The following is a 25499-nucleotide window of genomic DNA, read 5'->3' as shown; positions in this document are numbered from 1 at the left end:
GGACGGTTCACAGGCGACGGATCCGGGCCAGCCACGCCGCGGCGTCGACCTGGCCCGACTCGGAGATCTCCAGGTCCGCGGCCTCTTGGGCGACCAGGTCGGTGACTCGCCCCCGGTACTTGGCCGGGCGGAGGTCCTCGACCGTCCAGCCGTCGCCGAACGACTCCCGGATCAACGTGTCGCTGATGCGCGGGCCGAAACCCGGCTCGACGTCGGAGAGCGCGAGAACGTAGACCGTGCCGCCCGGCTTGCAGACCGCGTGCAGGCTGCGGACATAGGCGGCGCGCGCCTCGTCCTCGGTCCCGAAGACGTGGAACAGCGCGCTGTCGACCACGGTGTCGAACGCGGGCGCGGAGCCGGGCGGGTCACCGGCGAAGTCGGGCCGTTCGCCGAGCGCGAGCGCGTCGGCCACCTCGAACGCGGCGGACGGCACGCCCTGCTCGGCCGCGTTGGCGCGCGCGTACGCCACCGCGCTCGGCGACATGTCTATGCCGCGCACGTCGTATCCGAGCCTGGTCAGCAGGATGGTGTGCTCACCCGCGCCGCAGCCGGGGTCGAGCACGCGTCCGGCGATGCCGCCGTCGCGCTCGAGCGCGACGATGGCCGGTTGCGGCTCGCCGATCACCCAGGGTGCGGTGTCGTTGTCGTAGACGGTGTTCCAGAAATCAGCTGGACGAGTCATGCAGACCATGGTCCATCCTCAACCGCGCTCGAGGTCAACCCGCCACGCCCGGCGAGGCGCCTCGCCGGGCCGGCTGCCCGGTGTGCGTCAGGGCGGCAGGGCTGGGTACGCGCGGGTTATGAGCACACCGAATGTCGATCCGACGACGGCGGAGTCGATGCAGCAGGACGCGGATTTCGCCGACGAGCACACCAAGCCGACGCACGCTGACGAACACCCGGCCGGCGCGGACGTCGAGACCGACGAGTCGACACCGAGCGGGCACAGCGGCATGGATCAGTGAGCACGGGCGTGGCACGGATCCGCGCCGGGAACCGTGCCACGAACCGGGCTCAGGCGACCGTGACCAGGCGGGCCGCGTTCGCGGACTCGTCGTCGGCCGCCTGATTGGCGGCCAGTTCCGCGTGCACCCGCTCGCGGTAGCGGGCGATCTCGCGCTCGGTGGTCTCGGCGTCCCACTCGAGGTGCGCGCCGATCAGCCAGGCCACCTCGGCCGCGGCGGCCAGACCGCGGTCGGGCGCTTCGATGGAGACCCGGGTGCGGCGGGTGAGCACGTCGTCCAAGTGCAGAGCGCCCTCGTGCGTCACCGCGTACACCGCCTCCGCGCCCAGGTACTCGGGTGCGCCGGTGAGCGGGTCGCCCAACGCGGGCTCGCGGGCGATCAGGTCGAACAGGTCGGTGATCGCCGAACCGTACCGGCCGAGCAGACGCTCGACCGTCGCCCGCGGCAGACCCGCGCGCTGGGCGAGGCTGTCCAGGTCGGCGGCGAGTTCCTGGTAGCCCACCGCGCCGAGGATCGGCAGGTGCTCGGTCACCGACGGGGCGACCGCGCGGCCGAACCCCGCCACCGCCGCGTCCACGACGTCGGCGGCCATCACCCGGTAGGTGGTGTACTTGCCGCCCGCGATCACGAACAGGCCGGGCGCCGGTTCGGCCACCGCGTGCTCCCGCGAGAGCGTCGCGGTGTCGGCCGACGCTCCGGACAGCAGCGGCCGCAGCCCCGCGTAGGTCCCGACGACGTCGTCGCGGGTGAGCGGTTCGCGCAGCACCCGGTTGACGTGGTCGAGCAGGTACCGCACGTCGGCGTCGCTGGCCGCCGGATGGTCCTTGTCCAGCGACCAGTCCGTGTCGGTGGTGCCGATGATCCAGTGCCGGTGCCACGGGATGACGAACAGCACGCTCTTCTCGGTGCGCATGATCAGGCCGGTGTCCAGGTGCAGGCGATGGCGCGGCACCAGGATGTGCACGCCCTTGGACATCCGGACGTGGAAGGGGAAATCGACGCCGGTCATCCGGTTCATCTCGTCGGTCCACACTCCGGTGGCGCTGATCACCCGGCGCGCGCGGACGGTGTGCACCCGGCCGGTCTCCCGGTCGATGACCTCCGCGCCGACGACGCGTTCACCGTCGCGCAGCAGCGCCGTCACCTTGGTGCGGGTGAGCACGGTCGCGCCGTGCTGCGCGGCCGTGCGCGCGATCATCATCGTGTGCCTGGCGTCGTCGACCTGCGCGTCGAAGTACCGGATCGCGCCGGTGAGCGCGTCCTCGCGCAGCGCGGGCGCGAGTTCCAGCGCGCGGGTGCGCGACAGGTGCCGGTGCATCGGCAGCGCGCGGGCGCCGCCGATGGTGTCGTACAGGGCGACCCCCGCGCCGATGTAGGCGCGCTCCCAGACGCGGTGCCGCAAGGGCAGCAGGAACGACACGGGCCGCACCAGGTGCGGGGCCAGCCGGTGCAGCAGCAGGCCGCGTTCCTTCAGCGCCTCCCGGACCAGCCAGAAGTCCAGCTGCTCCAGGTAGCGCAGCCCACCGTGGATGAGCTTGCTGGAGCGGCTGGAGGTGCCCGCCGCGAAGTCCCTGGCCTCCACCAGGGTCACGGTCAGGCCGCGGGAGGCGGCGTCGAGGGCGGCGCCCGCGCCGACCACGCCGCCGCCGATGACGAGTACGTCGATCTCGGTGTCGCCGAGTGCGTTCACCGCGCGGGCGCGGTACTTGGCGTCCAATCGTGCGGACACAGCGGTATCTCTCCTTGTTTTCGGGGTTATTCGGGGAGGATGGCGTCGCCCCTCATTCGTCGACGTCGATCCAGTCCAGGGTGCGGGCGACGGCCTTCTTCCAGCGCGCGTAGCCACGCTCGCGCTGCTCCGCCGACCAGGTCGGGTTCCAGCGCTTGGCTTCGTTCCAGTTCTGTTCCAGCTCGTCGGTGTCGTTCCAGAAGCCGACCGCCAGCCCGGCCGCGTAGGCGGCGCCGAGCGCGGTGGTCTCGGCGACCACCGGGCGCGACACCGGCACGCCGAGGAAATCGGCCTGCAACTGCATGCACAGCTCGTTGGCGGTGACGCCGCCGTCCACCCGCAGCACGTCCAGCTGGACGCCGGAGTCGGCCTGCATCGCCTCGACCACGTCGCGGGTCTGGTAGCAGATCGATTCCAGCGTCGCCCGCGCCAGATGGGCGTTGGTGCTGTAGCGGGACAGGCCGACGATCGCGCCCCGCGCGTCCGAGCGCCAGTACGGCGCGAACAAGCCGGAGAACGCGGGCACGAAATACACCCCGCCGTTGTCCTCGGCCTGCCGGGCCAGCGATTCGCTCTGCGCCGCGCCGGAGATGATGCCCAGCTGGTCGCGCAGCCACTGCACCGCCGAGCCGGTCACCGCGATCGAGCCTTCCAGCGCGTACACCGGCTTCTGCGCGCCGAACTGGTAGGCCACCGTGGTCAGCAGGCCGTGCTGGGAGCGCACGATCTCGGTGCCGGTGTTGAGCAGCAGGAAGTTGCCGGTGCCGTAGGTGTTCTTGGCCTCGCCGGGACGGAAGCAGACCTGTCCGACCGTGGCGGCCTGCTGGTCGCCGAGCACACCGGCCAGCGGCACGACGCCGCCGAACGGTCCGTCGGCCCGGGTGGTGCCGAACAGGTCCGGGTTGGCCGAGGGCGCGATCGTGGGCAGCATCGCACGCGGCACGCCGAACACCGACAGCAGTTCGTCGTCCCAGTCCAGGGTCTCCAGGTCCATCAGCATCGTGCGGCTGGCGTTGGTCGGGTCGGTGACGTGCACGCCGCCGTCCACGCCGCCGGTCAGCTGCCACAGCAGCCAGGTGTCGGTGGTGCCGAACAGCGCGTCGCCGCGTTCGGCGTCCTCGGCCACCCCCGGGACGTTGTCCAGGATCCAGCGCAGCTTGCCGCCGGAGAAGTAGGTGGCGGGCGGCAGGCCCGCCTTGCGCCGGATGGTGTCGCCGTGGCCGGCCCGTTCCAGTTCGGCGGCGATGCGATCGGTGCGGGTGTCCTGCCAGACGATCGCGTTGCAGTACGGCCGCCCGGTCTTGCGGTTCCACACCACCGTGGTCTCCCGCTGGTTGGTGACGCCGACCGCGGCCAGGTCGCTCGCGACGAGATCGGCCTTGGTCAGGGTGGTCTGGATGACCGCGCGGGTGCGCTCCCAGATCTCGGTCGGATTGTGCTCCACCCAGCCGGGGCGCGGCAGGATCTGCTCGTGCTCGAGCTGGTGGCGGGCGACCTCGTTGCCACCGTGGTCGAACACCATGAAGCGAGTGCTCGTGGTGCCCTGGTCGATGGCGCCGACGTACTGGCTCATCGCGGTCCTTTCGGGAAACTACTGCGGGAGAGAAGGATTCAGAACAGGAACTGTGCGGCGAGCCCGGCCAGCGCGCCGCCGAGCAGCGGACCGAGTACCGGCACCCAGGCGTAACCCCAGTCGGAGTCCTTGCCGCGCGGCGCGGCGTCGGGCGATCCGGCCGGTGCGGGAGCGCCCGCGCCCACCGGGACCAGGACCGCGTCGGCGGGGACGGATTTGCTCACCGGCAGCAGGGCGTGCGCGATGCGGGGGCCGAGATCGCGAGCGGGGTTGATGGCGTAGCCGGTCGGACCGCCCAGCGAGGCGCCGATGCCGACGACCAACAGCGCGGCGGCGGCCGGGCCGAGCCCGCTCGGCGTGTGGCCGAAGGTGAGGATCACCAGGACGAGGGTGAACGTGCCGATCACTTCGGTGACGAAGTTCCAGCGCAGGGCGCGGATCGCGGGGCCGGTGGCGAATACCGCGAGCTTCTTCTCCTCGTCGGTCTCGGCGTCGAAGTGGCGCTTGTAGGCCAGGTAGGCGACGGTCGCGCCGAGGAACGCGCCGGCGAATTGGCCGCTCAGATACGCGAGTGTCGCGGAGCCGGAGACCGCGATGCCGGGGGCGAACTCGTCGGCGCCGCTGAACAGGATGCCGACGGTGACCGCGGGGTTCAGATGGCCGCCGGTCTTGTAGGCGACGTAAACGCCGGCCAGCACGGCGAACCCCCATCCCACGTTGATCAGCAGCCAGCCGCCGTCCAACCCTTTGGACTTCGCCAGCAATACGTTCGCGACCACACCGACCCCGAGCAGCACCAGCACGCCTGTGCCGAGCGCTTCGCTGAGGAAGATCGAGCCGAAGTTCATCGTTGAGCCTCCGTTCGCCCCGCACGTCGCGGACGCGATCGTGCGTGCAACGGAAGTTACGGCGGGACGAGCGAGCCGGATACCGCTGCCGTTCGACAATGTCGAACGCCTCGACTGGTTGCCGGAAGGCGGCGCCACTACCGTCCGACGCGCGAGGAGGATGTATGGCGCAGCTCACACCCGGTTTCACTGATGTTGCCCGGGTATTACCAACCGTTCGACAATGTCGAATCACGACGCGAGTAGGTTTTCCGACATGCCGGGTGCGATCCAATCGATCGAGCGGGCGGCGGCCGTGCTGCGGCTGCTGGCCCGTGGTTCCGGGCGGCTCGGCGTCGGCGACATCGCGGGCGCGCTCGACCTGCCCAAGCCGACCGCGCACGGCATCCTGCGCACTCTCCAGGGCGTCGGCTTCGTCGAACAGGACCCGGCCACCGGCAAGTACCAACTCGGTGCGGCGCTGCTGCACCTGGGCACCAGCTACCTCGACGCGAACGAGTTGCGTTCGCGCGCGATCAATTGGGCCGACGCGCTGGCGGCGCGCACAGGCGAGTCGGTGCGGATCGGCGCGCCGATGGACGGAGCGGTGGTCGTGGTGCATCACGTGTTCCGGCCGGACAACACCCAGCAGGCGCTCGAACTCGGCGAACTGCTGCCGCCGCACGCCACCGCGCTGGGCAAGGTCCTGCTCGCCTACGACGCCGACCTGGCCGCCACGATGCGCCGCGCCGAGCTCGCCCCACTCACCCACCGGACCCTCGTCGACCGCACCGCGCTCGCCCGGGCGCTGGGCGGCGTGCGGCAGGCCGGCTGGGCGGGCGATACCGAGGAATTCCGCACGGGCGAGGCGGGGATCGCCGCGCCGATCCGGGCGCCCGGTGGACTCGTGGTCGGCGCCATCGGCATCACCGGCGCGGTGGACCGGCTCTGCGACGCCCAGTTGCGGCACCGGCCCGCGCTGGTCGGCCAGGTGCTCGACGCCGCACGGGCGGTGTCGCGTGATCTCGGTGCGGGGCACTGACTTTCGCCCCGCCGGTGACCAGCCGATGTCGAGCAGGAGCAGCCGAGCATGAAGCAGCGTTACGTGCTGGCCATCGACCAGGGCACCACCTCGACGCGGTGCATCCTGTTCGACCAGCGCGCCCGGCTCGTCGGTGTCGCCCAGCGCCCGCACCGGCAGCACTATCCGCGGCCGGGATGGGCCGAACAGGACGCGCTGGAGATCTGGCGCAATGTCGAGCGCATCGTCCCGCAGGCGCTGCGGGATTCCGGCGTGACCGCCGACCGCATCGCCGCGCTCGGCATCGCGAACCAGCGCGAGACCACCGTGGTGTGGGACCGCCGCACCGGCACGCCGATCGGCCGCGCGATCGTCTGGCAGGACGTCCGGACCGAGGAACTGGTCCGGGAACTGGAGAGCGCGCCGGGCTCCGGCCGCATTCGTGAGCTGTGCGGCCTGCCGCTGGCCAGCTATTTCGCCGCGCCGCGGTTGCGCTGGATGCTGGACTCGGTGCCCGGTCTGCGCGACCGCGCGGAGCGGGGCGAGGTGCTGTTCGGCACCATGGAGACCTGGCTGATCTGGAACCTCACCGGAGGCCCCGACGGCGGGCTGCATTTCACCGACGTCACCAACGCAAGCCGCACTCTGTTGCTGAACTTGCGCACCCTCACCTGGGACGCCGAACTGCTGGAGTTCTTCGGCATCCCCGCCCGTATGCTGCCGCGGATCCAGCGGTCGACCGCGTCCTACGGCAGCACGCGCCGGGTGGTGCCCGGCATCCCGATCGCCGCCGCGCTCGGCGACCAGCACGCGGCGTTGTTCGGCCAGACCTGTTTCGCGCGCGGGGAGACCAAGTGCACCTACGGCACCGGCGGCTTCCTCATGATGAACACCGGACGCGAGCTGGTGCGCTCCGAGCACGGTCTGCTCACCACGATCGGCTACCAGATCGGCCCGGAGCCGGTCTACGCGCTGGAGGGCCCGATCGCGGTCACCGGCTCGCTCGTGCAGTGGGTACGCGACAACATCGGGCTGGTCACCAGCGCGCCGGAGATCGAAACCCTCGCGCGCACGGTGGAAGACAACGGCGGCTGTTACGTGGTGCCCGCGTTCTCCGGCCTGTACGCGCCGCATTGGCGCAGCGACGCGCGCGGGCTCATCGCCGGGCTCACCTCCTACGTCACCAAGGGCCACATCGCCCGCGCCGTGCTGGAGGCCACCGCCTGGCAGACCCGCGACGTGGTGGAGGCGATGAACGCCGACTCCGGCCTCCGCACCGCGGCCCTGCGCGTGGACGGCGGGATGACCTCGAACAACCTGCTGATGCAGATCGTGGCCGATGTGCTGGACGTTCCGGTGTCGCGTCCGTTCGTCGCCGAGACGGTCTCGCTCGGCGCCGCGTACGCCGCGGGCCTCGCCGTGGGTTACTGGCCCGATCTCGAGGGGCTGCGGAACAATTGGCGCCTTGCGGCGCAATGGGTTCCGCGGATGGATCCCGAGCTGCGAGAGGACGAGTACGACAACTGGAAGCGCGCCGTCGAGCTGACCTTCGGCTGGGTTCGGTCGCGGAAACGGGCGCGCCGGTGAGCCCGGGTGGCGGGCACGTGCCGCCGGACAGTCGTGTCGGGAGGGTGGGTTAGCGTCGGAAGTATGCGGCTTCACGTGGGATGTGCGATGTGGACGCACGCGGCTTGGCAGGAACGGCAGCTCCCGCCGGGGGAGCGGCTGCGCTGGTACGCCACGTGGTGCAACGCGGTCGAAGGCAACACGACGTTCTACGCGACGCCGTCGCGGCGCACGGTGGAATCGTGGGCGGCGCAATGCGATCCCGCGTTCCGGTTCGTGCTCAAGCTGCCCAGGCCGATCACCCACGAACGCAGGCTGACCGGCGCGGAGGAGGAACTGCGAGCTTTTCTCGCCGCGATGGAGCCGCTCGGGGAACGCGTCCACGCGCTGTGGGTGCAGTTGCCCGGCTCGTTCGGACCCACCGATCTCGGTGCGCTGGCCGGGTTCCTGCGGCAGGCGCCGCGCGCCCACCGGATCGCCGTCGAGGTCCGGCATCCCGCGTTCTTCGCCGACGAGCAGGCGGCGCGCAGCTTGGAATACGTGCTGTCGAGGGTAGAAGCCGAATGGGTCCCCTTCGACACCACCGTTCTTTTCGACGGTCCGCCCACCAGCGCGGCGGAACAGGAGGCGGCGGCGAAGAAGCCCCGGGTGCGGCGCAGGATGCGCGCGCTGACCGAATACCCCATCGTGCGATACCACGGCCGCGACGACGTCCGGCGGACCGTCGAGGGCTGGCAGCCGTGGGTCGGCACGGTGGCCGGATGGCTGCGGGAAGGCCGGTCGCCGACGGTGTTCCTGCACACGCCGGACAATGCGGGCTCGCTGGAACTGGCCCGCCGCTTCCACGACGAGGTCCGTGCCCGGCTGCCCGAACTCGACCCGCTGCCCGAGCCCGCCGCGGCCGAGCCGATGACCCTCTTCTGACCGCCGGTCCCGCAGGAACCCTCGGCTCCTACGGGACCGGATCGCTCAGGACTGCAGGCCGACCTCGACCTCCAGGGTGAGGGTGATCTTGTCGCCGATCACCGCGCCGCCGTCGGGCAGCGGCATGTCGATGGTGATGCCGAAGTCGCGGCGGTTGATCACGGTCTTGGCCTCGAAGCCCGCGACCGGCCCCTGGCCCATGCCGGGGTTGACGCCGAGGAACTCCACCTCCAGCGAGACCGGCTTGGTGACGCCGCGGATGGTGAATTCGCCGTCCACCACGAAGTCGTCGCCGTTCACCCGGAAACCGGTGGACTTGAACGTGGCCACCGGGAACTGCTCGGCCTGGAAGAAGTCGGCGGTGCGCAGGTGCGCGTCGCGCTGTTCGTTGTCGGTGGTGACCGAGTCGACCCGGATCTCGGCCTCGGCCGAGGCGCTGCCGTCCTCGCCGATGACCAGCTTGCCGGAGAAGTCGGTGAAGCGGCCGCGCACCTTGCTGACCATCAGGTGGCGTACGGAGAAACCGAGGGTGGAGTGGGCGGGGTCGATGGCCCAGGTGCCCGCGGTCAGCGCGTTGGTGGTTCGGGTCGACATGGATATCTCCTAGATAGTTGAGATTTGAACTAATTGGGTGTTGGTGTGGAAGGGGTTCGGTTGTGGGGAGATCAGTGGGTGCCGAGTAGCTGTGCGAACGGTACCGGGTCGTCGTACGGATCAGCGGCACGCGGGCGCGGTGTGTTGGTCAGCATGGCGGCGAATTCCGTTGCCGCGCGGTCGATCCGGACGCTGAGACCCTCTGCCGTCGCGGATGCCCAGTCTTCCGACGCCGCGTAGACGGCGGTGGGCGCCGCCACCGCGCGCAGGTAGCTGAACATCGGGCGCAAGGCGTGCTCCAGCGCGAGGGAATGGCGCGCCGAGCCGCCGGTCGCACCGAGCAGCACCGGCATCCCGGCCAGCGACTCCGGTTCCAGCACGTCGAAGAACGTCTTGAACAGGCCGCTGTAGGAGGCGTTGAAGATCGGCGTGACGGCGATCAGACCGTCGGCGCCGGTCACGCTGTCGATCGTCGCGCGCAGGCCGCCCGGCGCGAATCCGGTCAGCAGGTTGTCGGCCAGATCGCGGGCGTGCTCGCGCACTTCCACCACGTCGAATGTCACGTCCCCGGCGTGCGTGGACAGTGCCGTGCCGGTGGCGGCGGCGAGCCGGTCGGCCAGCAGCCGGGTCGACGACGGCTGCGACAGGCCCGCGGAGACGACGGCGATGCGGGTCATCGGGTCGCCTCCAGGGCGGCGTCGCGGGCGGCGACCAGGCTCGCGTGCGTGGGCGCGTCCGGCACCTGCGCCGGGCGTCCGGCCGCGAACTCCTTGCGCAGCACCGGGACCACTTCCTCGCCGAGCAGATCCAGTTGCTCGAGCACGGTCTTCAGCGGAAGCCCGGCGTGATCCATCAGGAACAGCTGGCGCTGGTAGTCGCCGAAGGACTCGCGGAAGGTGAGCGTCTTGTCGATGACCTCCTGCGGACTGCCCACGGTGAGCGGCGTCTGTTCGGTGAACTCCTCCAGCGACGGGCCGTGCCCGTACACCGGCGCGTTGTCGAAGTAGGGCCGGAATTCGCGCACCGCGTCCTGGGAGTTCTTGCGAATGAACACCTGTCCGCCCAGGCCGACGATCGCCTGGTCGGCGGAGCCGTGACCGTAGTGCTCGTAGCGCTGCCGATACAGTGCGATCAGTCGCTGGAAGTGCTCCTTCGGCCAGAAGATGTTGTTGGCGAAGAATCCGTCGCCGTAGTAGGCGGCCTGCTCGGCGATCTCGGGGCTGCGGATCGAGCCGTGCCAGACGAACGGCGGCACGTCGTCCAGCGGGCGCGGCGTCGAGGTGAACGACTGCAGCGGCGTGCGGAACTTGCCCTCCCAGTCGACCACGTCTTCGCGCCAGAGCCGGTGCAGCAGGTGGTAGTTCTCGATCGCCAGCGGGATGCCGTCGCGGATGTCCTTGCCGAACCAGGGGTAGACCGGCCCGGTGTTGCCGCGGCCGAGCATCAGGTCCACCCGCCCGTCGGCCAGGTGCTGCAGCATGGCGAAGTCCTCGGCGATCTTCACCGGATCGTTCGTGGTGATCAGCGTCGTCGCGGTGGAGAGCTGGAGCCGCTCGGTCTGCGCCGCGATGTAGCCGAGCATCGTCGTCGGCGACGACGGCACGAACGGCCGGTTGTGGTGCTCGCCCGTGGCGAACACGTCCAGCCCGACTTCCTCGGCCTTGCGCGCGATCGTCACCATCGCCTTGATGCGCTCGTGCTCACTCGGCGTCCGGCCGGTCGTGGGGTCGGTCGTCACATCGCCGACCGTGAAGATTCCGAACTGCACGACGCCTCCTTCGTTCTCAGTCTGACTCAATTTGGTGGATATGGCAACCAAAGGAACGGGATGGGGCACGCGGGTATTCCCGGCGCGGCGATGTGGCGTCGGTTACGTCAGGTACTCCGCCAGCCAGGTGCGGGTGAGTTCGCGGGTGACCTGCGCGCCGGTGTCCAATTCGGTGGTGCCGAAGGCGTGCTCCAGGAAGGGCAGCTCGACGTAGCGCTGCGGGACGCCCGCGGTCTCGAGCGCGGTGGCGTAGGCCGCGGTGTGCTCGGCGAGCACGAGGTGATCACTCGCTCCCTGGACCAGCAAGGTGGGCGGGGAGTCGACGGTGACGTGCGGAGCGGAGCTCGTCGCGGCGTAGCGGGCGGGATACTGTTCGGGCGTTCCGCCGAGGTATTGCCGGGCCGCGTCGACGCCGAGCGCGGTCTCCGTGCCCGACGCGGCCAGGTCCACCGCCGGGTACAGCGCGATCGCCGCGCGCACTTTCGGCAGCTCCGCGGCGCTGCCGCAGCTGGGCCGCAGGGCGCCCGCGTTGCTCTTGTTCGCGACGTTGACGGCCAGATTGCCGCCCGCCGATTCGCCGAACGTGGCGACCCGGCGCATATCCCAGTGGTACCGCTGCGCGTTCGCGGCGGCCCAGGTCAGCGCGCACGCGATGTCGGCGTCCGCGGTGTCCCAGCGGTGGTCGGCCGCGCCGGAGAGGCGGTAGTCCACGTCGAGCACGGCGTATCCGTTGCCGGCCAGCCAGCTCGTGTAGGCGTCGGTGCCGCGACTGCCCCCGACGAACGCGCCGCCGTGGATGCTCACCACCAGCGGCGCCGGTACCGGCCCCGGCGCGGGCAGGTACAGATCCGCCTGGATGGGTTGCCCGTCGACGGTCGCGTAGGTGACGGTCTCGGCAGGAGCATCGCCGACGGTGCTGAACGGGACGGCCGGGGCGAACGGAATCCAGACGCCCGCCGCGTCGCGCCCCGCGAACACCAGCGTCGCGCTGGTCACGACGGACAGGACCAGACCGGCGGCGGACACGCCGGTCACCGCGCCCGCCGAGCGCCGTCCACGCTTCCCCGAGCGCAACGCCGTCACCGCGAGCCCGGTCGCGATCACCGCCAGCACCATGTTCCACGAGCCGAGCGCGTCCCGGACCGCGCCGAGCAAGAGCACGGCCGACTGGACGAACGCGTTGCGCAGCAACGGCATCGTCCAGGAAACCGGCAGGACCGCGAGCAGTTGGCCGAGGGCGAGATACGCGGCGAGCGCGCCGGCGAGCGCGAGCAGCCCGGCGCGGGCGACGCGACGCGGGGTCGCGGACTTTCCGGGCACGGTCATATCCGCTCCTCGCTCGTCGGTCATCCAGGTCTCCGCTGCCCGGCCGAAGCTCGCCGCCTCCAACATAGGTCGGACTTCGTGCCCGCCCGATTCCGGTGGCGGCACGTCCGGACGGAATCAGGTAGCCGACTACCCGCGACTTCCGGCGGCGCGTCCGCAGAATCGGTCAGCACAGGGCTCTGGCCACCGGATTTCGAAGGGATGTGCATGACTGGTTATCAGGATTGGTTGACGCCTGCGCCGAATCCGGAGCCGCCGTTGGACAGCCGCAGGCGCGCCGATCCGGCACCCGCTCGGGCGTTGCCGTGCCGCACCCGGCCGCACGCGGCTTCCGGCCGGTCGAGTGCCGGGATACGCGGCGTGGTACGTCGCAGTCATCCATCCACCGCACCCGCGGGGGACGAAACACGCTCCGCGGCGCGCCGGTTCGCCGAGTCGGCGGTGCGGATCGTCCTCGAAGTGCTCGACCGCAGGAGACCCCTGCCGCACCTGGCGACTGTGGCCGACGCCACGGTCGTCGCCGCGGTGCGCACGTTGATCGGGGCCGATCTCGTGCCCGGCCGCACTCTCGGCGTCGCGGCGCCGATCCGGGTGAGCGTGGTCCTGGTGGACGACAAGACCGCCGAGGTCTTCGCCACCTACGGCCGGGGCGCGCGCCGTTTCGCGTTGGCGGCACGCATCGTGCGAACCCGCTCGGCGGGCTGGCGGCTGACGGCGCTGCGCCTCCGGTGACGCGGTGCGTGCTGTCTTCGGCGCAGGCGGTATACCGCTCAGGTCGGTGCCAGTCATCTCGCCGACTGTCCCGACTGCCGGGCTGCTGCGACGGGCTCGGGTCGGCCGCCCATGCTCGGGGACGGTGCGCCGGGGCGCGGCGGACGAACCCAGCTGCTTGGACTGGCGCGCCCCGATGCCGGACTGGCCGAGGACCGTGCGCAGCGCGTTGAGGTCATCCTCGCCCGCGTCCAGTCGTGCGAGGTGAGCGGCACGGGTTGGGGGTGGCCGACTCAGGCCAGTGACGCCAGCCAGTCGCGCATCCACGACAGCGCGGTCGCTCCGCCGCCGACGGGATAGCTGCCGTAGGCGGTGTGCGCTTCGGAGCGGTAGAACTCGTCCAGCAGCCGGGCCCGTTCCTGGTTGGCCGATTCCGACAGCTGGCTCTGCAACACGGGGATGCCGCCGTTGGACATCAGATCGCCGACGATGGCGCCCATTTCGAGCTGGTAGCGCCAGAGATTGGCCGGGTCGGGGTGGGAGGTCTGGGCCAGGAAACCGGCGAAGCGGGTGATGAAATCGTCGGAGGCCGTGGAGCAGTACAGATCGCCGATCGCGCAGATGGTGCGGGTCTGCGGGGTGACGAAGCCGAAGCCGCCGATGCGGGGACCGCCCGCGCCCGCGCCGCCCACCGCCGGACCGACGAGCGCGTCGGTGGGGGAGCGGCGCGGGTCGGAGATGAGCCCGACCGCGGCGATCCGGTGCGGCGGCACGACGCCGATCCCGGTGCCGATCTCGGCGGCGAGATCACCGGCGGCGTCCGCGCCCTGGCTGTAGCCGAGCAGTGCGATCTTGGTCGCGCCGCACTCCCTGGCCATCGCGCCGATCATGCCGCGCGCGTTGTCCACGGCCTCCCGCTTCGAGGCGCCGTAAACTTCGCTCTCCCACGGGAAGGCCGTGGCCGCGTAGCTGACGTAGTCCACCCGGACCGAGGACGGCAGTCCGCTGGTGACTCCGGCCAGCATTCCGGGGCCGGGGCGCTCGTCCGGCCGGTCGGTGGTCTCCCATGTTCCTGGGATCGCCACGACGTACATGCTCGGGCAATCCGGTGCGGCGACGGCGGGCCCGCTGCCCGGTCCTACGCATGACAGCGCCATCGCCGTGAAACCGATGGCCGCAGAGATCCACTTCGATCGCATGGCGTTTGCTCCTGGTGATACAGGCGCCGCAGGCGCTCCCCGGCAGGATCGGCCTCCGCCGGCGCCGTGCGGTGGTCGAACCCGGCCCCGTCGAAGGCTGCATTGAGACTCGATGGTCTCAAAGTGCAGCCAGGATAACGACAGTGTGGGAGACGGCACAATCTGCGATGGAAGTGACACGTATCACAGTCGATTCGGCTACGCCGACGCCTGTCGATTGCTAGGAGTTCTGCGCGAGAAGAACTGTCATGGCCTCCGCCCATCGGTCGATGGTTGCCGTAGCGGCGCGTTCGGAGCTTCGCAGCGGGCGCGATATCGCGGTGCCGCGCAGTATCGCGATGGTGAGGTCGCGGACGTCCGGATAGCGCGGATGGGCGACGACGTCCGGACCGAACAGCGCGTCCACCACGCGCCGCAGGTCCCGCCCGGCGTTTCGTTCGGCCGTCCGCAACGCCTCGGCGAGCGCCGGATCGGTCCGCGCCGCCGCCCACAACTCGAACTCGGCTTGCGCCGCCGGTCGCGCCATCGACTCGTAGAGGGCGGTCAGGGCGCGCAGCACGGGATCGGCTCCGTGGTCGAGCCCGGCGGCGGCCTCGCGGACGGCCGCCTCGTTGCGTGCTACCAGATGCCCGACCAGTTCGCCGATCAACGCGCCCAGTGTCGGGAAGTGATGCAACAGCGCCCCCCGGCTGACACCCGCCGCGCGCTGCACCGACAGGGTCGACAGCTCGCGGTAGCCGTGTTCGGCCAGCAGATCGGCGGCGGCGTCGAGAATGCGGACACGGGTCGCTCGTTTCCGCTCCTCGCGCACTCCGGCCATTCCGGCTCCTCCCGTCGGCGCCACATTTTCACAGTCAATATTGACTGTCAAATGGTCGGTGCGCCAGACTGCGGAGACCGGGTTCCGGACCAGCGTCGAAGGGAAAGCGATGACCGACAGTGACATCCAGGCCGGTGGCGGCGCGGGCGCGTGGTATCGCGGGTGGACCGAGACGCCGGACTCACCGTGGACCGGACGCCCCGCCCCGGACGACACGCGCGAGTACCGGACACTGACCTACGAGCGGGACGGCCGCATCGCGCGCATCACCTTCGACCGGCCGGAGAAGGGCAACGCGATCACCCCCGACACCCCGCTCGATCTGGCGCACGCGGTCGAACGCGCGGACCTGGATCCGCGCGTGCACGTGATCCTGTTGTCCGGGCGCGGCAAGGGCTTCTGCGGCGGATACGACCTGAGCATGTTCGCCGAGCAGAGTTTCGCGGTCGCGGGCGGCTCCGGCGACGTGGCGGGGACGGTCATCGATCCGGTGGTGCAAGGCCGCAATCACGATCCGGCGCGGACCTGGGACCCGATGATCGACTACGCGATGATGAGCCGGTTCAACCGGGGTTTCGCCAGCCTGATGCAGGCGAACAAGCCCACCGTGGCCAAACTGCACGGTTTCGCCGTTGCGGGCGGCAGCGACATCGCCCTGTTCGCCGACCAGATCATCTGCGCCGACGACACCAAGATCGGCTACCCGCCCACCCGGGTCTGGGGTGTCCCCGCGGCGGGCATGTGGGCGCATCGCCTCGGTGACCAGCGCGCCAAGCGCCTGCTGTTCACCGGCGACTGTCTCACCGGAAAGCAGGCGGTGGAATGGGGACTGGCGATCGAATCGTGGCCCGCCGACGAACTCGATGCCCGCACCGAGGAATTCGTCGCGCGGATCGCGCGCATGCCGGTCAACCAGCTGATGATGGCGAAGCTGGCGCTCAACTCGGCGCTGTACGCCCAGGGCGTGGCCAACTCGGGCATGATCAGCACGGTTTTCGACGGCATCGCCCGGCACACCCGAGAGGGCTACGACTTCCAGACGCGAGCCGCCACCGCGGGTTTCCGCGAGGCAGTCCGGGAGCGCGACGAACCGTTCGGCGATCACAAGCGACCTCGGGCGGAGGAGTGAACCACGGTTGAGGGGCGCGGGGAATTGTCCACGACCTCGCGAGGACTGCCGATGGGTCAGGGTCCGCGCAGGAGCCAACGGACACACCGCAGCTCTGGGGTGGGCTCGGGCTGCGGAGCGACTGCGCCTCACGGGGGCATTCGGCATGCGGGTGTGTCGCCGACCGGGCCGACGTCACCGTTCGCGTTCCTGTGGCGTGGATTGCGCCGTCGCGCATTCCGTCGATCAGCCGTGGCCGGGAAACGGCCAGGGGCGGTGGTGTTCGCACCACCGCCCCTGGCGAGCGTTCCGGGACCCGTCAGCGGGTCGGCGGAATGTTCTCGGTCGCCTCGTCCGAGAGTTCGTAGCTCAGCCGCACGTCGTGGGCGACCTCGCCCCCGCTCACCGTGACCCGGCTGGTCACCGCCGGGTAGCCGCGCGCCACGACCGTGTAGTCGCCTTCGGCGAGATCCGCGACGACGTAACGGCCGTTCTCGTCGGTGCGCGTGGTGGCCGTCAGAGCGCCCGCCGCGTCGAGCACACTGATCTGCACGTCCGCGATCGCCCGGCCGCCGTCCGACCACGCCGACCCGGCCAGCACCGCCATCGGCGTGAGCTCGATGTCGTGCCGCAGCAGCCCGCTGTCCGGCACGGTGAGCGCGGCCGCGCTGGGACGCATGTGCTCGGCGACCGCCACGACCGTGTACGTGCCCGGCACCACGCCGTGGCATACGTAGGCGCCGTCGGCCGCCGCGGTCGCGGATCCGACGACCTCGCCGTCCAGGTCGGTCAGCGTGACGGTGGCGCCGGGCAGCGGCTCGCCGAGGGTGCTCGATCGGACCACGCCGGACACTTCGCCGGAGCCGAGCAGGGTGACGTCGAATTGCTGCGGCCGGTCGCCCACGGTCACGTTGACCGCGGCGGGCTGATGGCCCGCGGCCGACACGATCAGCACGTAATTGCCCGCGTCGGGCGCGGTGACGAGATAACCGCCGTCCGCGCCGCCGCTGGTCCGCGCGGCTTGCCGCCCATGCTGGTCGATCAGCGTCAGCGCGGCGGCGGGCACGGGCCTGCCGTCCTCGCGGTGCACGTAGCCGCCGAGGGAACGGCCGTCGTGCTCGGCGCCGTCGAAGCTCGCCCGGGGCTCGCGCCGGTAGGCGCCGTTACCTGCGGGATCGCTCGAGGCGTAACCGCCCGCGGCCGCGGCGAGTACCGGTTCCGGCTCCGAGAGCGCCTGCGCGGCGCCCTCCCAGACCTGATCCGCCTCCCAGTGCGACTCGGCGGCTTCGGTCTCGTCGACCGGCGCCTGCGCGGTGGGCGCCGGAACGTCCTGTAGCGGAATCTCCTTCATGAACATGAGCACCACGCAGGCCAGCAGCGCGACCCCGGCCGCCGCGTAGAAGACGCCGTGCATGGAGTCGGTGAAGCCGGTGAGGATCGGCACCTTCAGCGCGTCGGGGAGCGCGGCGATGCCGCTGGTGTTCGACTGCATGCCGCTGAGCTGGTCGGCGCCGAACCCGGGCGGCAGCGCGCCGCCGAACGCGTCGATGATCCGGTGCGGTAGCAGGTTGAACAGGATGGTCAGGAACACCGCGACGCCCAGCGTGCCGCCCATCTGCCGGAAGAACGTGGCCGACGCGGTGGAAACGCCCATGTCCGAGCGCGGTCCGGCGTTCTGCGCGGCGATGATCAGCGTCTGCATGCAACAGCCGAGCCCGAGACCGATCACCGCGCCGATCGCCAGCGGCTGCCACAGCGGGCTGTCGTATTCCACCTGCGCGTACAGGGCCGCGCCGACGGCGACGATGAACGTGCCCGCCACCGGCAGGATCTTGTAGCGTCCCGTCCGCTTGGTGATCCGCCCGGCCGCCTGCGAGCCGACCGTGATGCCCAGCACCAGCGGCAACATGAGCAGGCCTGCCTTCGTCGGGGAGTAGCCGCGCACGACCTGGAAGTACTGCGGAACCATGGTGATCGCGCCGAACATCGCCACACCGACGATGAAGCCGCCCGCGATGGTGACGCTGAAGGTCGAGTTCTTGAACAGCCGCAGGGGAATCAGCGCGGAGTCCTTCATCAGGAACTCGACCAGCACGAACAGCACCAGGCCCGCCGCGCCGATGCCGTAGCAGAGCAGCGACTTGTCCGACGACCAGCCCCAGTGGCGTCCCTGTTCGGCGACGATCAGCAGCGGCACCACGCAGATCGTCAGCGTCAGCGCGCCGAACCAGTCGATGCGGTGCTGCTGGCGCTGGTGCGGCACGTTGAGCACCTTGGCCACCACGAGCAGGGCCAGTAGGCCGACCGGGACGTTCACCAGGAACACCCACCGCCAGCCTTCGATGCCGCCGAGTTCTTCGTAGTCGGAGAAGAAGCCGCCCAGCACCGGGCCGAGCACCGTCGCGGTGCCGAACACCATCATGAAATAGCCCTGGTACCGCACCCGTTCCCGGACCGGGACGATGTCACCGATGATGGTGAACGCCAACGACATCAGCCCGCCCGCGCCCAGACCCTGGAAGGCGCGGAAGGCGGCGAGCTGATACATCGAGCCCGCGAACGTGCACGCCACCGAGCCGATGACGAACAGGCCGATCGCCGTGAGGTAGAACGGCTTACGGCCGTAGATGTCGGCCAGCTTGCCGTACAGCGGCGTGGTGATCGTCGCGGTGATCAGGTAAGCGGTGGTCGCCCATGCCTGTTCGTCGAAGCCGTGCAAGCTGTTGGCGATCTTGACAATCGCGACGCTGACGATGTTCTGGTCGAGCGCGGCCAGGAACATGCCGAGCAGCAGGCCGGACAGGATGGTCAGGATCTGCCGGTGCGACAGTGACGTGTCCGCGCCTGCGTCCGGGTTCCGCGGAGCCCGGGTGGTGGAAGTCGTCATGGATGAGCCCTATTTCGGATCGGCTGGGTGTCGGGGAGTGGTCTCTATTCCTGCGGTGAGCCGGTCGAGCAGTGTGGTGAGGGTGTCGCGGTCCGATGCGGGCCAGTCGGCCAGGATGTCGGCCAGCCACCGGTTGCGCAGCGCCCGGTTCTCCTCGAAGACGCGTACGCCTTCCGCGGTGGCCGCCAGCACGCACGCGCGGCCGTCGACCGGGTCGGTCCGGCGTTCCACCAGGCCGTGCGCCACAAGGGATCTGCTCTGTCTGCTGATGGTGGACGCCTCGGCGTGCAGCAATTCGGCGAGCCTGCCCGCGCGCTGCGGCCCCTCGTGCACCAGGCAGAACAGCACGGAGTAGGCGAGTCGCTCCAGTCCGTGTGGACCGGGCCGGGCCGGCAGCCACTTCGCCCGGTTGACCGCGCGCATGAACCGGACCAGCCGCTGACCGAGTGCGTCGGCGGCCGCGAGTTCGGTCGCGGTGACCTGGCGCTCGCGAGCGGTTGCGGACATGACACTCACCTCGACGTTCCCCACCGGCAGATTTGATTAGCAAGTACAACTAGTTGCTTTTGGCAACTATACATCCGGGTTGCCCGCGGTCTGCAACGGTGGGTCGCGCGCGGGTTGCGTTGCTACCGTCGATGGCGTGTCCGAGTCGCTTGTTCGCTTCCACGCCGCCCTGCCGAACGACTGCCGATGGGAACCGGTCGGCACCGGGGAGTCCGGCGCCGAGGTGTTCCGGTCTGCCGACGGTTCGCGCTACGCCAAGTGTGTCGACCCCGGCCAGGCCGCCGACCTCGCGCTGGAACGGGACAAGGTGGCCTGGCTGGACGGCCACGATATCCCCGGCCCCCGCGTGCTGGACTGGCGGACCGACGCCGGCGGCGCCTGCTTGGTCACCAGCGCCGTCCCGGGCGTCGCCGCGGACGCTGTTCCCGTGCGGACACTTTCCGGTGCATGGGCGTCCATCGCGGACACGGTGCGCCGCCTGCACGATCTGCCCGCCGAGGAATGCCCGTTCGACCGCGGCCTGGCGCGGATGTTCGCGATCGCCCAGGACGTGGTGGTGCGCGGCGCGGTCCACACCGAGTTCCTCCCGGAGGAACAGCAGGACACTCCGCCCACTGTCTTGCTCACCCGGCTGGCCACCGAATTGGGACAGCGGATGACGCAGGAATCCGCCGAAGCCGTGGTGTGCCACGGCGATCTGTGCCTGCCCAACATCATTCTCGATCCGGACACGCACACTGTCGCCGGATTCGTCGACCTCGGGCGTCTCGGCGTCGCCGACCCGTACGCCGATATCGCGCTGCTGCTGGCCAATGCCAGGGAATCATGGCAGGACGAGCGGCGCGCCGAAGACGCCGACCGCGTCTTCGCCGATCGATACGGCATCGAGCTGGACGCCGCGCGTCAGCGGTTCTTCCTCCATCTGGATCCGCTCACCTGGGGCTAGCTCGGCTGCGTCACAGGTTTGATCAGCCCGGCGGTGCCGTAGGCCGCCACCTCGCTCATGGTGCCCGCGATCTCGTTGCAGTCGAAGCGCATCGCGATGAGCGCGGCCGGCCCGGAACCGCACCGACCACCCGGTCCGGACACGCCGCTAACCCGTGCTCCTGGCGTCGCCGCGCCGGGGTTCGGCCTTGCCTGTTGAGCATTCGACCGACAGAATCCGGTGAGATATGCAATGTTGTTATTGCGCAACGGCATTGAGAGGGAACCCACGGTGGCCGAGTAGGCACCGGTAAAAGGGGGTGCGGCGAGATCATGTCGTCGAACACGTCCGAGCCCGGCGGCCGACGCGCCCGCCGGGGCCAGGTCCGGGTCGGACGCGTGCCCACCTGGCCGGGGATGATCTCCGCCCAGGACCCGCCGCCACCACGGGACCGGCATCGCGCGGTCCGCGCTCGGCGTCGCGCCCGGCGCGGCGCACGCCGGGCATGGCTGGTCGGGGGCGCCGGGCTGGCCGCCTCGCTCGCCGCCGCCGCGCTGGTGCTGGTCTACACGGACGCGGCCTCGGCGCCGCGGCAATCGGCCACGGTGGCGGACCCGGTGCTGGGCGGCGGTCCCGGCTGCGAGCCGACGCGCGGCGCACAGCTGGTGCGCGGCAACGGAACCGGTTCGACCGCCTCGGGGCCGGACGTGATCCTGGCCTTCCAGCACGCCTACTACGTGACCCGGTCGGGCGCGGTCGCGCGGTCGCTGACGGTGCCGGACGCCGCGGTGCCGCCGGTCGCGGTGATCGACGCGGGCATCGCCTCCGTCCCCACGGGGACGCAACACTGCGTCATGATCACCCCCATGCTCGACGGACGCTACGACGTGGTCATCACCGAGCTGCGCCCCGATTCCGCCAATCGCACCTACCGCCAGTTCGTCACCGTGGCCACCACCGACGACGAAGCCGCCATCGTCAAGATCGCCCCACCGAACTGAAGGAGCGCCGAACTCGCCGCTCGGGCGCCCGGACTTTCGCTACGATGCCACTGCCGGGGCGGTCGATCGGCGCGAAATGCTCTGCATAAGCGGTCGATTCCAGGGGAGGTCGTCGGTGGTGTTCGCACGGGGCTGCGTGGTTGTCGCAACGGCTCTTTCGGTGCTGCTCATGCCGTGCGCGCCTGCTCCGGCCGAGCCGGAGATTCCGGCGGCGGGGGAGCCCCTGCCGCCCGAGCAGGACCCCTTCTACCGGCCGCCCGCCGAGCTGGTCGCCGCCAAGCGGCCCGGCGAGATCCTTGCCGCGCGGCCGGTCGTCATCGCGAATCAGCTCGCGGCGCTGGACGCCGAGGCCTGGCAGCTCTCCTACCGGTCCGGCGACAGCGCCGACCAGCCCCTCGCCGCCGTCGCGACGCTGCTGAAACCCGCTGCCTCGAACAGCAAATTGGTATCCCTGCACGCCGCTGAGGATTCCACCGGACTGTTCTGCGCACCGTCCTACACGGTGCGCCGGTCGGTGCAGGCCGGTGTGCTCGACGGGCAGATCGATCCGCTGCGCAGTGCCCCGGCGCTGTTGGCGCAGGGCTGGACGGTCGTGGTGCCGGATCATCAAGGGCCGAACGCGGCGTTCGCCCATGGCCCGCTGGCCGCACGGATCGCGCTGGACGGCATTCGCGCCGCGGAGCGCTTCGGTCCGCTGCAACTGCCGGGAGCCGACACCGAGGTGGCGATGTGGGGATATTCCGGGGGCTCGATTCCCACACTGCACGGCGCGGAACTGCGCAGCGCCTACGCGCCGGAGCTGAACGTCGTCGGCGTGGTCTCCGGCGGCACCGACGTCGACCTCGAGGTCCTGTCGCGCGAGGCGAACCGGGGCCCGGGCGCTGGGCTGGTCGCGGCCGCTGTCATCGGCCTCGCGCGGGAGGAGCCGGAACTCGACGCTTACCTGCGGGCGAACGCGACACCGCGCGGCCGTCAGTTGCTGGCCGCGAAGGACCGCAGCTGCGTGCTGCATCAAGCCGTCACGGAACCCTTCCTCGACATCGACAGCCTGGTGCAGGGCGGCCTACTGCACACGCCGGTGCTGCGCGCGGTTTTCGACCGCACCAGGATGGGCAAGTCGGTCCCCGACGCCCCGGTCTTCCTCTACCACGCGGCCGCCGACTGGCTCGTCCCCATCGGCCCGGCCGACGCGCTCGCCTCCGCCTACTGCCGGGACCCATCCGCCCGAGTCACCTATATCCGCGACCATTCGAGCGAACACCTGACTCTCAATACGCTCGCCGAGAGCAGCGTGATCGCCTGGCTGCGCGAACGGTTCGCCGGAGTGCCGGTGCAGAACCACTGCACCACGACCGACGTCGGTTCCATCGCGCTCGGGCGATGACAAGCGGTCGATGCCGGGCTACGCGACTACGGGCGGTCGAACGCGCCATCCGCGACAACGGCGGTGAACGCATCCCACTGGCCGGGCGTGCAGACCAGCGCCGCACATGTCGGGTTCTTGGAGTCCCGCACGCCGGTCATTTCCCCGTCGAGGTGCGCGACCTCCACACAGTCGTTGCCGCCGCCGCTATGGCTGCTCTTGTACCACCTGGCGTCGGAAAGATCAGCCTCCACTGCTCATCGAAACTCAGCAGGGTGAACGGTCCACCGGCCAGCGGTCGGTGGAGGAAATCCGGCGGCGTATCCAGAACGAATCTCAGGTCAGCCCGGCGACCTTCCGGCAGCGCCACTCCAAATAGTTGATCAGCATCCAGAAGTCCTTGAACGCCGGATTCGTGGTCTGTCCGTGGTGGTAGCGGTAGTAGATCTGCTGGGCGATGACGGCGAGGCGGAACAACCCGAAGACCTCATAGAACGGCCAGTTCTCGGCCGAACGTCCGGTGCGCGCGCAATAGTGTTCGACGATCTGCGCGCGGGTCAGCATGCCGGGCAGGTGACTGGGCTGACGGCGGGAGGCCCGCATGACCTCGTCGTCGTCCGCCTGCACCCAGTAGGCCAGCGCACCACCGAGATCCATCAGCGGATCGCCCAGCGTCGCCATCTCCCAATCGAGCACGCCGACGATCGCGCCCGAGCCCGACGGGTCCAGCACCAGATTGTCCAGACGGAAGTCGTTGTGGATGACGGTGGTGGCGACGTCCGCGGGCTGGTTGGCGTCCAGCCAGGTCATCACCGCGGCGAAATCGCCCACGTTGTCGGTGCGGGCGTTCACGAAGCGCCGCGACCAGCCCGCGACCTGACGGCCCACATAGCCCGCGCCCCGCCCGATCTCGGTGAGCCCGGCGGCGACGGGGTCCACCTGGTGCAATTCGATCAGGCAGTCGAACGCCGCGGTGGACAGGCGTCGCGCCTGGTCCGGGGACAGGCTGGTGCCCTCGGGCAGATCGCCCCGCAGGATCGTGCCCGCCACCCGTTCCATCACGTAGAACTCGCTGCCGATCACCTCCGGATCGGCGCACCGGGCCACCATCCGCGGCACGTAGCGATAGTGCGGACGCAGCCGCTGCTGCACCAGGAACTCCCGGCCCATGTCGTGCGCGGATGCCGCTTTGGTGCCACCCGGCGGGCGGCGCAGGATCAGGTCGCGATCCGGGTAGCGCAGCAGATACGTCAGATTCGACGCACCTCCGGAGAACTGGCGCACCTCGGGCGGCTCGCTCAGACCCGGTACCCGCTCGGCGAGCCAGGCGTGCATCGCGGCGACGTCGAAGGCGTCCTCCGCGCGGACCGCGGCGGCGTCCGGAGCGTTCACCGGTCGGTTCCGTATTTGCGCAGCTCCTGGCGGGCGATCACGCCCAGGTGCACCTCGTCGGGGCCGTCGGCGAAGCGCAGCGAGCGAATGCCGGCGAACGCGCGCGCCAACGGGAAATCGTCGGAAAGCCCGGCGCCGCCGTGCAATTGGATCGCCATGTCGAGCACTTCTTGGGTCATCCTCGGCACGACCGCCTTGATCTGGGAGACCTCGCTGCGCGCGCCGGCGAGGCCCTTGGTGTCCAGCAACCAGGCGGTGTGCAGGACGAGCAACCGCGCCTGATCGATCGCGACGCGCGCGTTGGCGATGCGCTCGCGGTTCCCGCCGAGATTGGCCAGCGGCTTGCCGAACGCCGTGCGGGACAGGGCGCGACGGCAGGCCAGTTCCAGTGCCCGCTCGGCCAGGCCGATGGCACGCATGCAGTGATGGATGCGGCCGGGGCCGAGGCGGCCCTGGGCGATCTCGAAGCCGCGTCCCGGCCCGGCGATCACGGCGTCCAGCGGAAGGCGCACGTCGGTGAAGGTGACCTCGCCGTGGCCGAAGGGTTCGTCCAGGTAGCCGAAGGTGGTGAGCATCCGTTCGATCCGCACGCCGGGCGTGTCCAGCGGGACCAGCACCATGGAGTGCCGCTGATAGGGGTGTGCCTCCGGGGCGGTCAGGCCCATGAAGATGACGAACTTGCAGTTCGGATGGCCGATGCCGGTGCTCCACCACTTGCGGCCGTTGAGCACGATCTCCTCGCCGTCCACCACGGCGGTCGCGGCCATGTTGGTCGCGTCCGAGGAGGCGACCTCGGGTTCGGTCATGCAGAAGGCCGAGCGGATCGTGCCGTCCAGCAGCGGCCGCAGCCACTGCTGCCGCTGCTCGGTGCTGCCGTAGTGCAGCAGCACCTCGGCGTTGCCGGTGTCGGGCGCGTTGCAGTTGAACACTTCCGGCGCCCATCCGGAGCCGCCCATCGCCTCGGCCATCGGGGCGTAGTCGACGTTGCTCAGCCCCGCGCCGAGCTCGGGATCGGGGAGGAAGAGGTTCCACAGACCCGCCGCCCGCGCCTTCTGCTTGAGCTCTTCGACCACCGGGGGGACCGCCCAGGGCGATTCCCGCAAGGCAGCCGCGTGCTCCTCGTCGCGCGGCTCGATCTCGTCGCGCACGAACTGCCGCACCTGATCGGTGAGACGGACGGCTCGGTCGGAATGTGTGAAGTCCATACCCATCCTCGAGGCTCGCTGAGCATTGCTCAACTTCCGGTCGGGTCATTGGTAGCATATTGTTGAGCATTGCTCAATAGAGGAGGGT

At 70.3% G+C, this 25499-nt stretch carries 25 protein-coding genes; 9 read left to right on the top strand and 16 right to left on the bottom strand.

From position 1 onward, the window contains the following. Positions 1-7: 7 nt before the first annotated feature. Entirely contained in the window at positions 8-682 is a 675-nt protein-coding gene (locus QMG86_RS25135; RefSeq protein ID WP_281875132.1) for a class I SAM-dependent methyltransferase, read from the bottom strand. A 118-nt stretch (positions 683-800) separates the two neighbouring features. On the opposite strand from QMG86_RS25135, the gene QMG86_RS25130 reads away from it, so the two are divergent. Continuing rightward, entirely contained in the window at positions 801-965 is a 165-nt protein-coding gene (locus QMG86_RS25130) for a hypothetical protein (RefSeq protein WP_201298045.1), read from the top strand. 49 nt (positions 966-1014) lie between these two features. Here QMG86_RS25130 and glpD read toward each other — a convergent pair whose 3' ends face one another. Genes glpD through QMG86_RS25115 form a run of 3 tightly spaced genes read right to left on the bottom strand, consistent with a single transcriptional unit; the run spans position 1015 to position 5115 of the window. Beyond that, the gene (gene glpD, locus QMG86_RS25125) at positions 1015-2694 is read right to left on the bottom strand and encodes a glycerol-3-phosphate dehydrogenase (protein WP_281875131.1); all 1680 of its coding nucleotides are present in this window, start codon (positions 2692-2694) and stop codon (positions 1015-1017) included. Between the two features lie 52 nt (positions 2695-2746). Continuing rightward, complete coding sequence (glpK, locus tag QMG86_RS25120) at positions 2747-4267, bottom strand: glycerol kinase GlpK (RefSeq protein WP_281875130.1); 1521 nt, start codon at positions 4265-4267, stop codon at positions 2747-2749. A 38-nt stretch (positions 4268-4305) separates the two neighbouring features. Next, on the bottom strand, positions 4306-5115 hold the full coding sequence (locus tag QMG86_RS25115; RefSeq protein ID WP_281875129.1) for an MIP/aquaporin family protein: 810 nt from the start codon (positions 5113-5115) through the stop codon (positions 4306-4308). A 256-nt stretch (positions 5116-5371) separates the two neighbouring features. Between QMG86_RS25115 and QMG86_RS25110 the strand changes: the two genes are divergently transcribed. The 3 genes from QMG86_RS25110 (at position 5372) to QMG86_RS25100 (ending at position 8605) form a co-directional block, all read left to right on the top strand. Continuing rightward, entirely contained in the window at positions 5372-6136 is a 765-nt protein-coding gene (locus QMG86_RS25110) for an IclR family transcriptional regulator (protein WP_281875128.1), read from the top strand. A gap of 48 nt (positions 6137-6184) precedes the next feature. Then, on the top strand, positions 6185-7702 hold the full coding sequence (gene glpK / locus QMG86_RS25105; protein WP_281875127.1) for a glycerol kinase GlpK: 1518 nt from the start codon (positions 6185-6187) through the stop codon (positions 7700-7702). 87 nt (positions 7703-7789) lie between these two features. Further along, positions 7790-8605, top strand: a complete 816-nt coding sequence (locus tag QMG86_RS25100) for a DUF72 domain-containing protein (protein ID WP_281875126.1) — start codon at positions 7790-7792, stop codon at positions 8603-8605. Positions 8606-8650: 45 nt separating this feature from the next. Here QMG86_RS25100 and QMG86_RS25095 read toward each other — a convergent pair whose 3' ends face one another. From QMG86_RS25095 to QMG86_RS25080, 4 genes are all read right to left on the bottom strand, one after another. Beyond that, on the bottom strand, positions 8651-9199 hold the full coding sequence (locus QMG86_RS25095; protein WP_281875125.1) for a YceI family protein: 549 nt from the start codon (positions 9197-9199) through the stop codon (positions 8651-8653). 71 nt (positions 9200-9270) lie between these two features. Continuing rightward, complete coding sequence (locus tag QMG86_RS25090) at positions 9271-9876, bottom strand: FMN reductase (RefSeq protein WP_281875124.1); 606 nt, start codon at positions 9874-9876, stop codon at positions 9271-9273. Next, entirely contained in the window at positions 9873-10967 is a 1095-nt protein-coding gene (locus tag QMG86_RS25085; RefSeq protein ID WP_281875123.1) for an LLM class flavin-dependent oxidoreductase, read from the bottom strand. The genes QMG86_RS25090 and QMG86_RS25085 overlap by 4 nt, the downstream gene beginning before the upstream one ends. 102 nt (positions 10968-11069) lie before the next feature. Beyond that, positions 11070-12293, bottom strand: a complete 1224-nt coding sequence (locus QMG86_RS25080; RefSeq protein WP_281875122.1) for an alpha/beta hydrolase — start codon at positions 12291-12293, stop codon at positions 11070-11072. A 207-nt stretch (positions 12294-12500) separates the two neighbouring features. On the opposite strand from QMG86_RS25080, the gene QMG86_RS25075 reads away from it, so the two are divergent. Beyond that, complete coding sequence (locus tag QMG86_RS25075) at positions 12501-13025, top strand: Rv3235 family protein (protein WP_281875121.1); 525 nt, start codon at positions 12501-12503, stop codon at positions 13023-13025. 272 nt (positions 13026-13297) lie between these two features. Here the strand turns inward: QMG86_RS25075 and QMG86_RS25070 are convergent, their stop codons facing one another. Continuing rightward, a complete protein-coding gene (locus QMG86_RS25070) occupies positions 13298-14203 on the bottom strand; it encodes a cutinase family protein (RefSeq protein ID WP_434085498.1) in 906 nt (301 codons plus the stop codon). Positions 14204-14423: 220 nt separating this feature from the next. Continuing rightward, positions 14424-15023, bottom strand: coding sequence for a TetR/AcrR family transcriptional regulator (locus QMG86_RS25065; RefSeq protein ID WP_281875120.1), 600 nt, complete (start codon positions 15021-15023; stop codon positions 14424-14426). 109 nt (positions 15024-15132) lie between these two features. Between QMG86_RS25065 and QMG86_RS25060 the strand changes: the two genes are divergently transcribed. Next, positions 15133-16152, top strand: a complete 1020-nt coding sequence (locus QMG86_RS25060) for a crotonase/enoyl-CoA hydratase family protein (RefSeq protein WP_281875119.1) — start codon at positions 15133-15135, stop codon at positions 16150-16152. A gap of 298 nt (positions 16153-16450) precedes the next feature. On the opposite strand, the gene QMG86_RS25055 is transcribed toward QMG86_RS25060, so the two are convergent. Both QMG86_RS25055 and QMG86_RS25050 read right to left on the bottom strand, forming a co-directional pair. Beyond that, entirely contained in the window at positions 16451-19018 is a 2568-nt protein-coding gene (locus QMG86_RS25055) for an MFS transporter (protein ID WP_281875118.1), read from the bottom strand. 9 nt (positions 19019-19027) lie between these two features. Then, positions 19028-19525: a MarR family winged helix-turn-helix transcriptional regulator gene (locus tag QMG86_RS25050; RefSeq protein WP_281875117.1), complete on the bottom strand. Its 498-nt coding sequence runs from the start codon at positions 19523-19525 to the stop codon at positions 19028-19030. 136 nt (positions 19526-19661) lie between these two features. On the opposite strand from QMG86_RS25050, the gene QMG86_RS25045 reads away from it, so the two are divergent. Further along, positions 19662-20471: an APH(3'') family aminoglycoside O-phosphotransferase gene (locus tag QMG86_RS25045; protein ID WP_281875116.1), complete on the top strand. Its 810-nt coding sequence runs from the start codon at positions 19662-19664 to the stop codon at positions 20469-20471. Here the strand turns inward: QMG86_RS25045 and QMG86_RS25040 are convergent. Next, entirely contained in the window at positions 20468-20614 is a 147-nt protein-coding gene (locus QMG86_RS25040) for a heavy metal-binding domain-containing protein (RefSeq protein WP_281875114.1), read from the bottom strand. The genes QMG86_RS25045 and QMG86_RS25040 overlap by 4 nt on opposite strands. A gap of 168 nt (positions 20615-20782) precedes the next feature. On the opposite strand from QMG86_RS25040, the gene QMG86_RS25035 reads away from it, so the two are divergent. Further along, on the top strand, positions 20783-21451 hold the full coding sequence (locus QMG86_RS25035; protein ID WP_281875113.1) for a DUF8176 domain-containing protein: 669 nt from the start codon (positions 20783-20785) through the stop codon (positions 21449-21451). A 115-nt stretch (positions 21452-21566) separates the two neighbouring features. After that, the gene (locus tag QMG86_RS25030) at positions 21567-22835 is read left to right on the top strand and encodes a lipase family protein (RefSeq protein WP_281875112.1); all 1269 of its coding nucleotides are present in this window, start codon (positions 21567-21569) and stop codon (positions 22833-22835) included. A 26-nt stretch (positions 22836-22861) separates the two neighbouring features. On the opposite strand, the gene QMG86_RS25025 is transcribed toward QMG86_RS25030, so the two are convergent. The 3 genes from QMG86_RS25025 to QMG86_RS25015 all read right to left on the bottom strand — a co-directional run bounded on the left by QMG86_RS25025 (position 22862) and on the right by QMG86_RS25015 (position 25411). Beyond that, on the bottom strand, positions 22862-23068 hold the full coding sequence (locus tag QMG86_RS25025; protein ID WP_281875111.1) for a DUF397 domain-containing protein: 207 nt from the start codon (positions 23066-23068) through the stop codon (positions 22862-22864). An 82-nt stretch (positions 23069-23150) separates the two neighbouring features. Next, a complete protein-coding gene (locus QMG86_RS25020; RefSeq protein ID WP_281875110.1) occupies positions 23151-24206 on the bottom strand; it encodes a phosphotransferase family protein in 1056 nt (351 codons plus the stop codon). Next, positions 24203-25411 carry an acyl-CoA dehydrogenase family protein gene (locus QMG86_RS25015; RefSeq protein WP_281875109.1) on the bottom strand — a complete coding sequence of 403 codons (1209 nt, stop codon included), beginning with the start codon at positions 25409-25411 and terminating at the stop codon, positions 24203-24205. The genes QMG86_RS25020 and QMG86_RS25015 overlap by 4 nt, the downstream gene beginning before the upstream one ends. Positions 25412-25499: the final 88 nt, after the last annotated feature.

Origin of the sequence: Nocardia sputorum (assembly GCF_027924405.1) — a bacterium.
GTDB classification, from domain to species: Bacteria; Actinomycetota; Actinomycetes; order Mycobacteriales; family Mycobacteriaceae; genus Nocardia; species Nocardia sputorum.
This window is presented reverse-complemented; position numbering and strand designations above follow the sequence as displayed.

Bases quoted from the DNA above. Each gene is read 5' to 3' on its own strand.
- QMG86_RS25135 (WP_281875132.1), bottom strand. From the start codon at position 682: ATGACTCGTCCAGCTGATTTCTGGAACACCGTCTACGACAACGACACC.
- QMG86_RS25130 (WP_201298045.1), top strand. From the start codon at position 801: ATGAGCACACCGAATGTCGATCCGACGACGGCGGAGTCGATGCAGCAG.
- glpK (WP_281875130.1), bottom strand. From the start codon at position 4,267: ATGAGCCAGTACGTCGGCGCCATCGACCAGGGCACCACGAGCACTCGC.
- QMG86_RS25115 (WP_281875129.1), bottom strand. From the start codon at position 5,115: ATGAACTTCGGCTCGATCTTCCTCAGCGAAGCGCTCGGCACAGGCGTG.
- QMG86_RS25110 (WP_281875128.1), top strand. From the start codon at position 5,372: ATGCCGGGTGCGATCCAATCGATCGAGCGGGCGGCGGCCGTGCTGCGG.
- glpK (WP_281875127.1), top strand. From the start codon at position 6,185: ATGAAGCAGCGTTACGTGCTGGCCATCGACCAGGGCACCACCTCGACG.
- QMG86_RS25100 (WP_281875126.1), top strand. From the start codon at position 7,790: ATGTGGACGCACGCGGCTTGGCAGGAACGGCAGCTCCCGCCGGGGGAG.
- QMG86_RS25095 (WP_281875125.1), bottom strand. From the start codon at position 9,199: ATGTCGACCCGAACCACCAACGCGCTGACCGCGGGCACCTGGGCCATC.
- QMG86_RS25090 (WP_281875124.1), bottom strand. From the start codon at position 9,876: ATGACCCGCATCGCCGTCGTCTCCGCGGGCCTGTCGCAGCCGTCGTCG.
- QMG86_RS25080 (WP_281875122.1), bottom strand. From the start codon at position 12,293: ATGACCGTGCCCGGAAAGTCCGCGACCCCGCGTCGCGTCGCCCGCGCC.
- QMG86_RS25075 (WP_281875121.1), top strand. From the start codon at position 12,501: ATGACTGGTTATCAGGATTGGTTGACGCCTGCGCCGAATCCGGAGCCG.
- QMG86_RS25070 (WP_434085498.1), bottom strand. From the start codon at position 14,203: ATGCGATCGAAGTGGATCTCTGCGGCCATCGGTTTCACGGCGATGGCG.
- QMG86_RS25065 (WP_281875120.1), bottom strand. From the start codon at position 15,023: ATGGCCGGAGTGCGCGAGGAGCGGAAACGAGCGACCCGTGTCCGCATT.
- QMG86_RS25060 (WP_281875119.1), top strand. From the start codon at position 15,133: ATGACCGACAGTGACATCCAGGCCGGTGGCGGCGCGGGCGCGTGGTAT.
- QMG86_RS25055 (WP_281875118.1), bottom strand. From the start codon at position 19,018: ATGACGACTTCCACCACCCGGGCTCCGCGGAACCCGGACGCAGGCGCG.
- QMG86_RS25050 (WP_281875117.1), bottom strand. From the start codon at position 19,525: ATGTCCGCAACCGCTCGCGAGCGCCAGGTCACCGCGACCGAACTCGCG.
- QMG86_RS25035 (WP_281875113.1), top strand. From the start codon at position 20,783: ATGTCGTCGAACACGTCCGAGCCCGGCGGCCGACGCGCCCGCCGGGGC.
- QMG86_RS25015 (WP_281875109.1), bottom strand. From the start codon at position 25,411: ATGGACTTCACACATTCCGACCGAGCCGTCCGTCTCACCGATCAGGTG.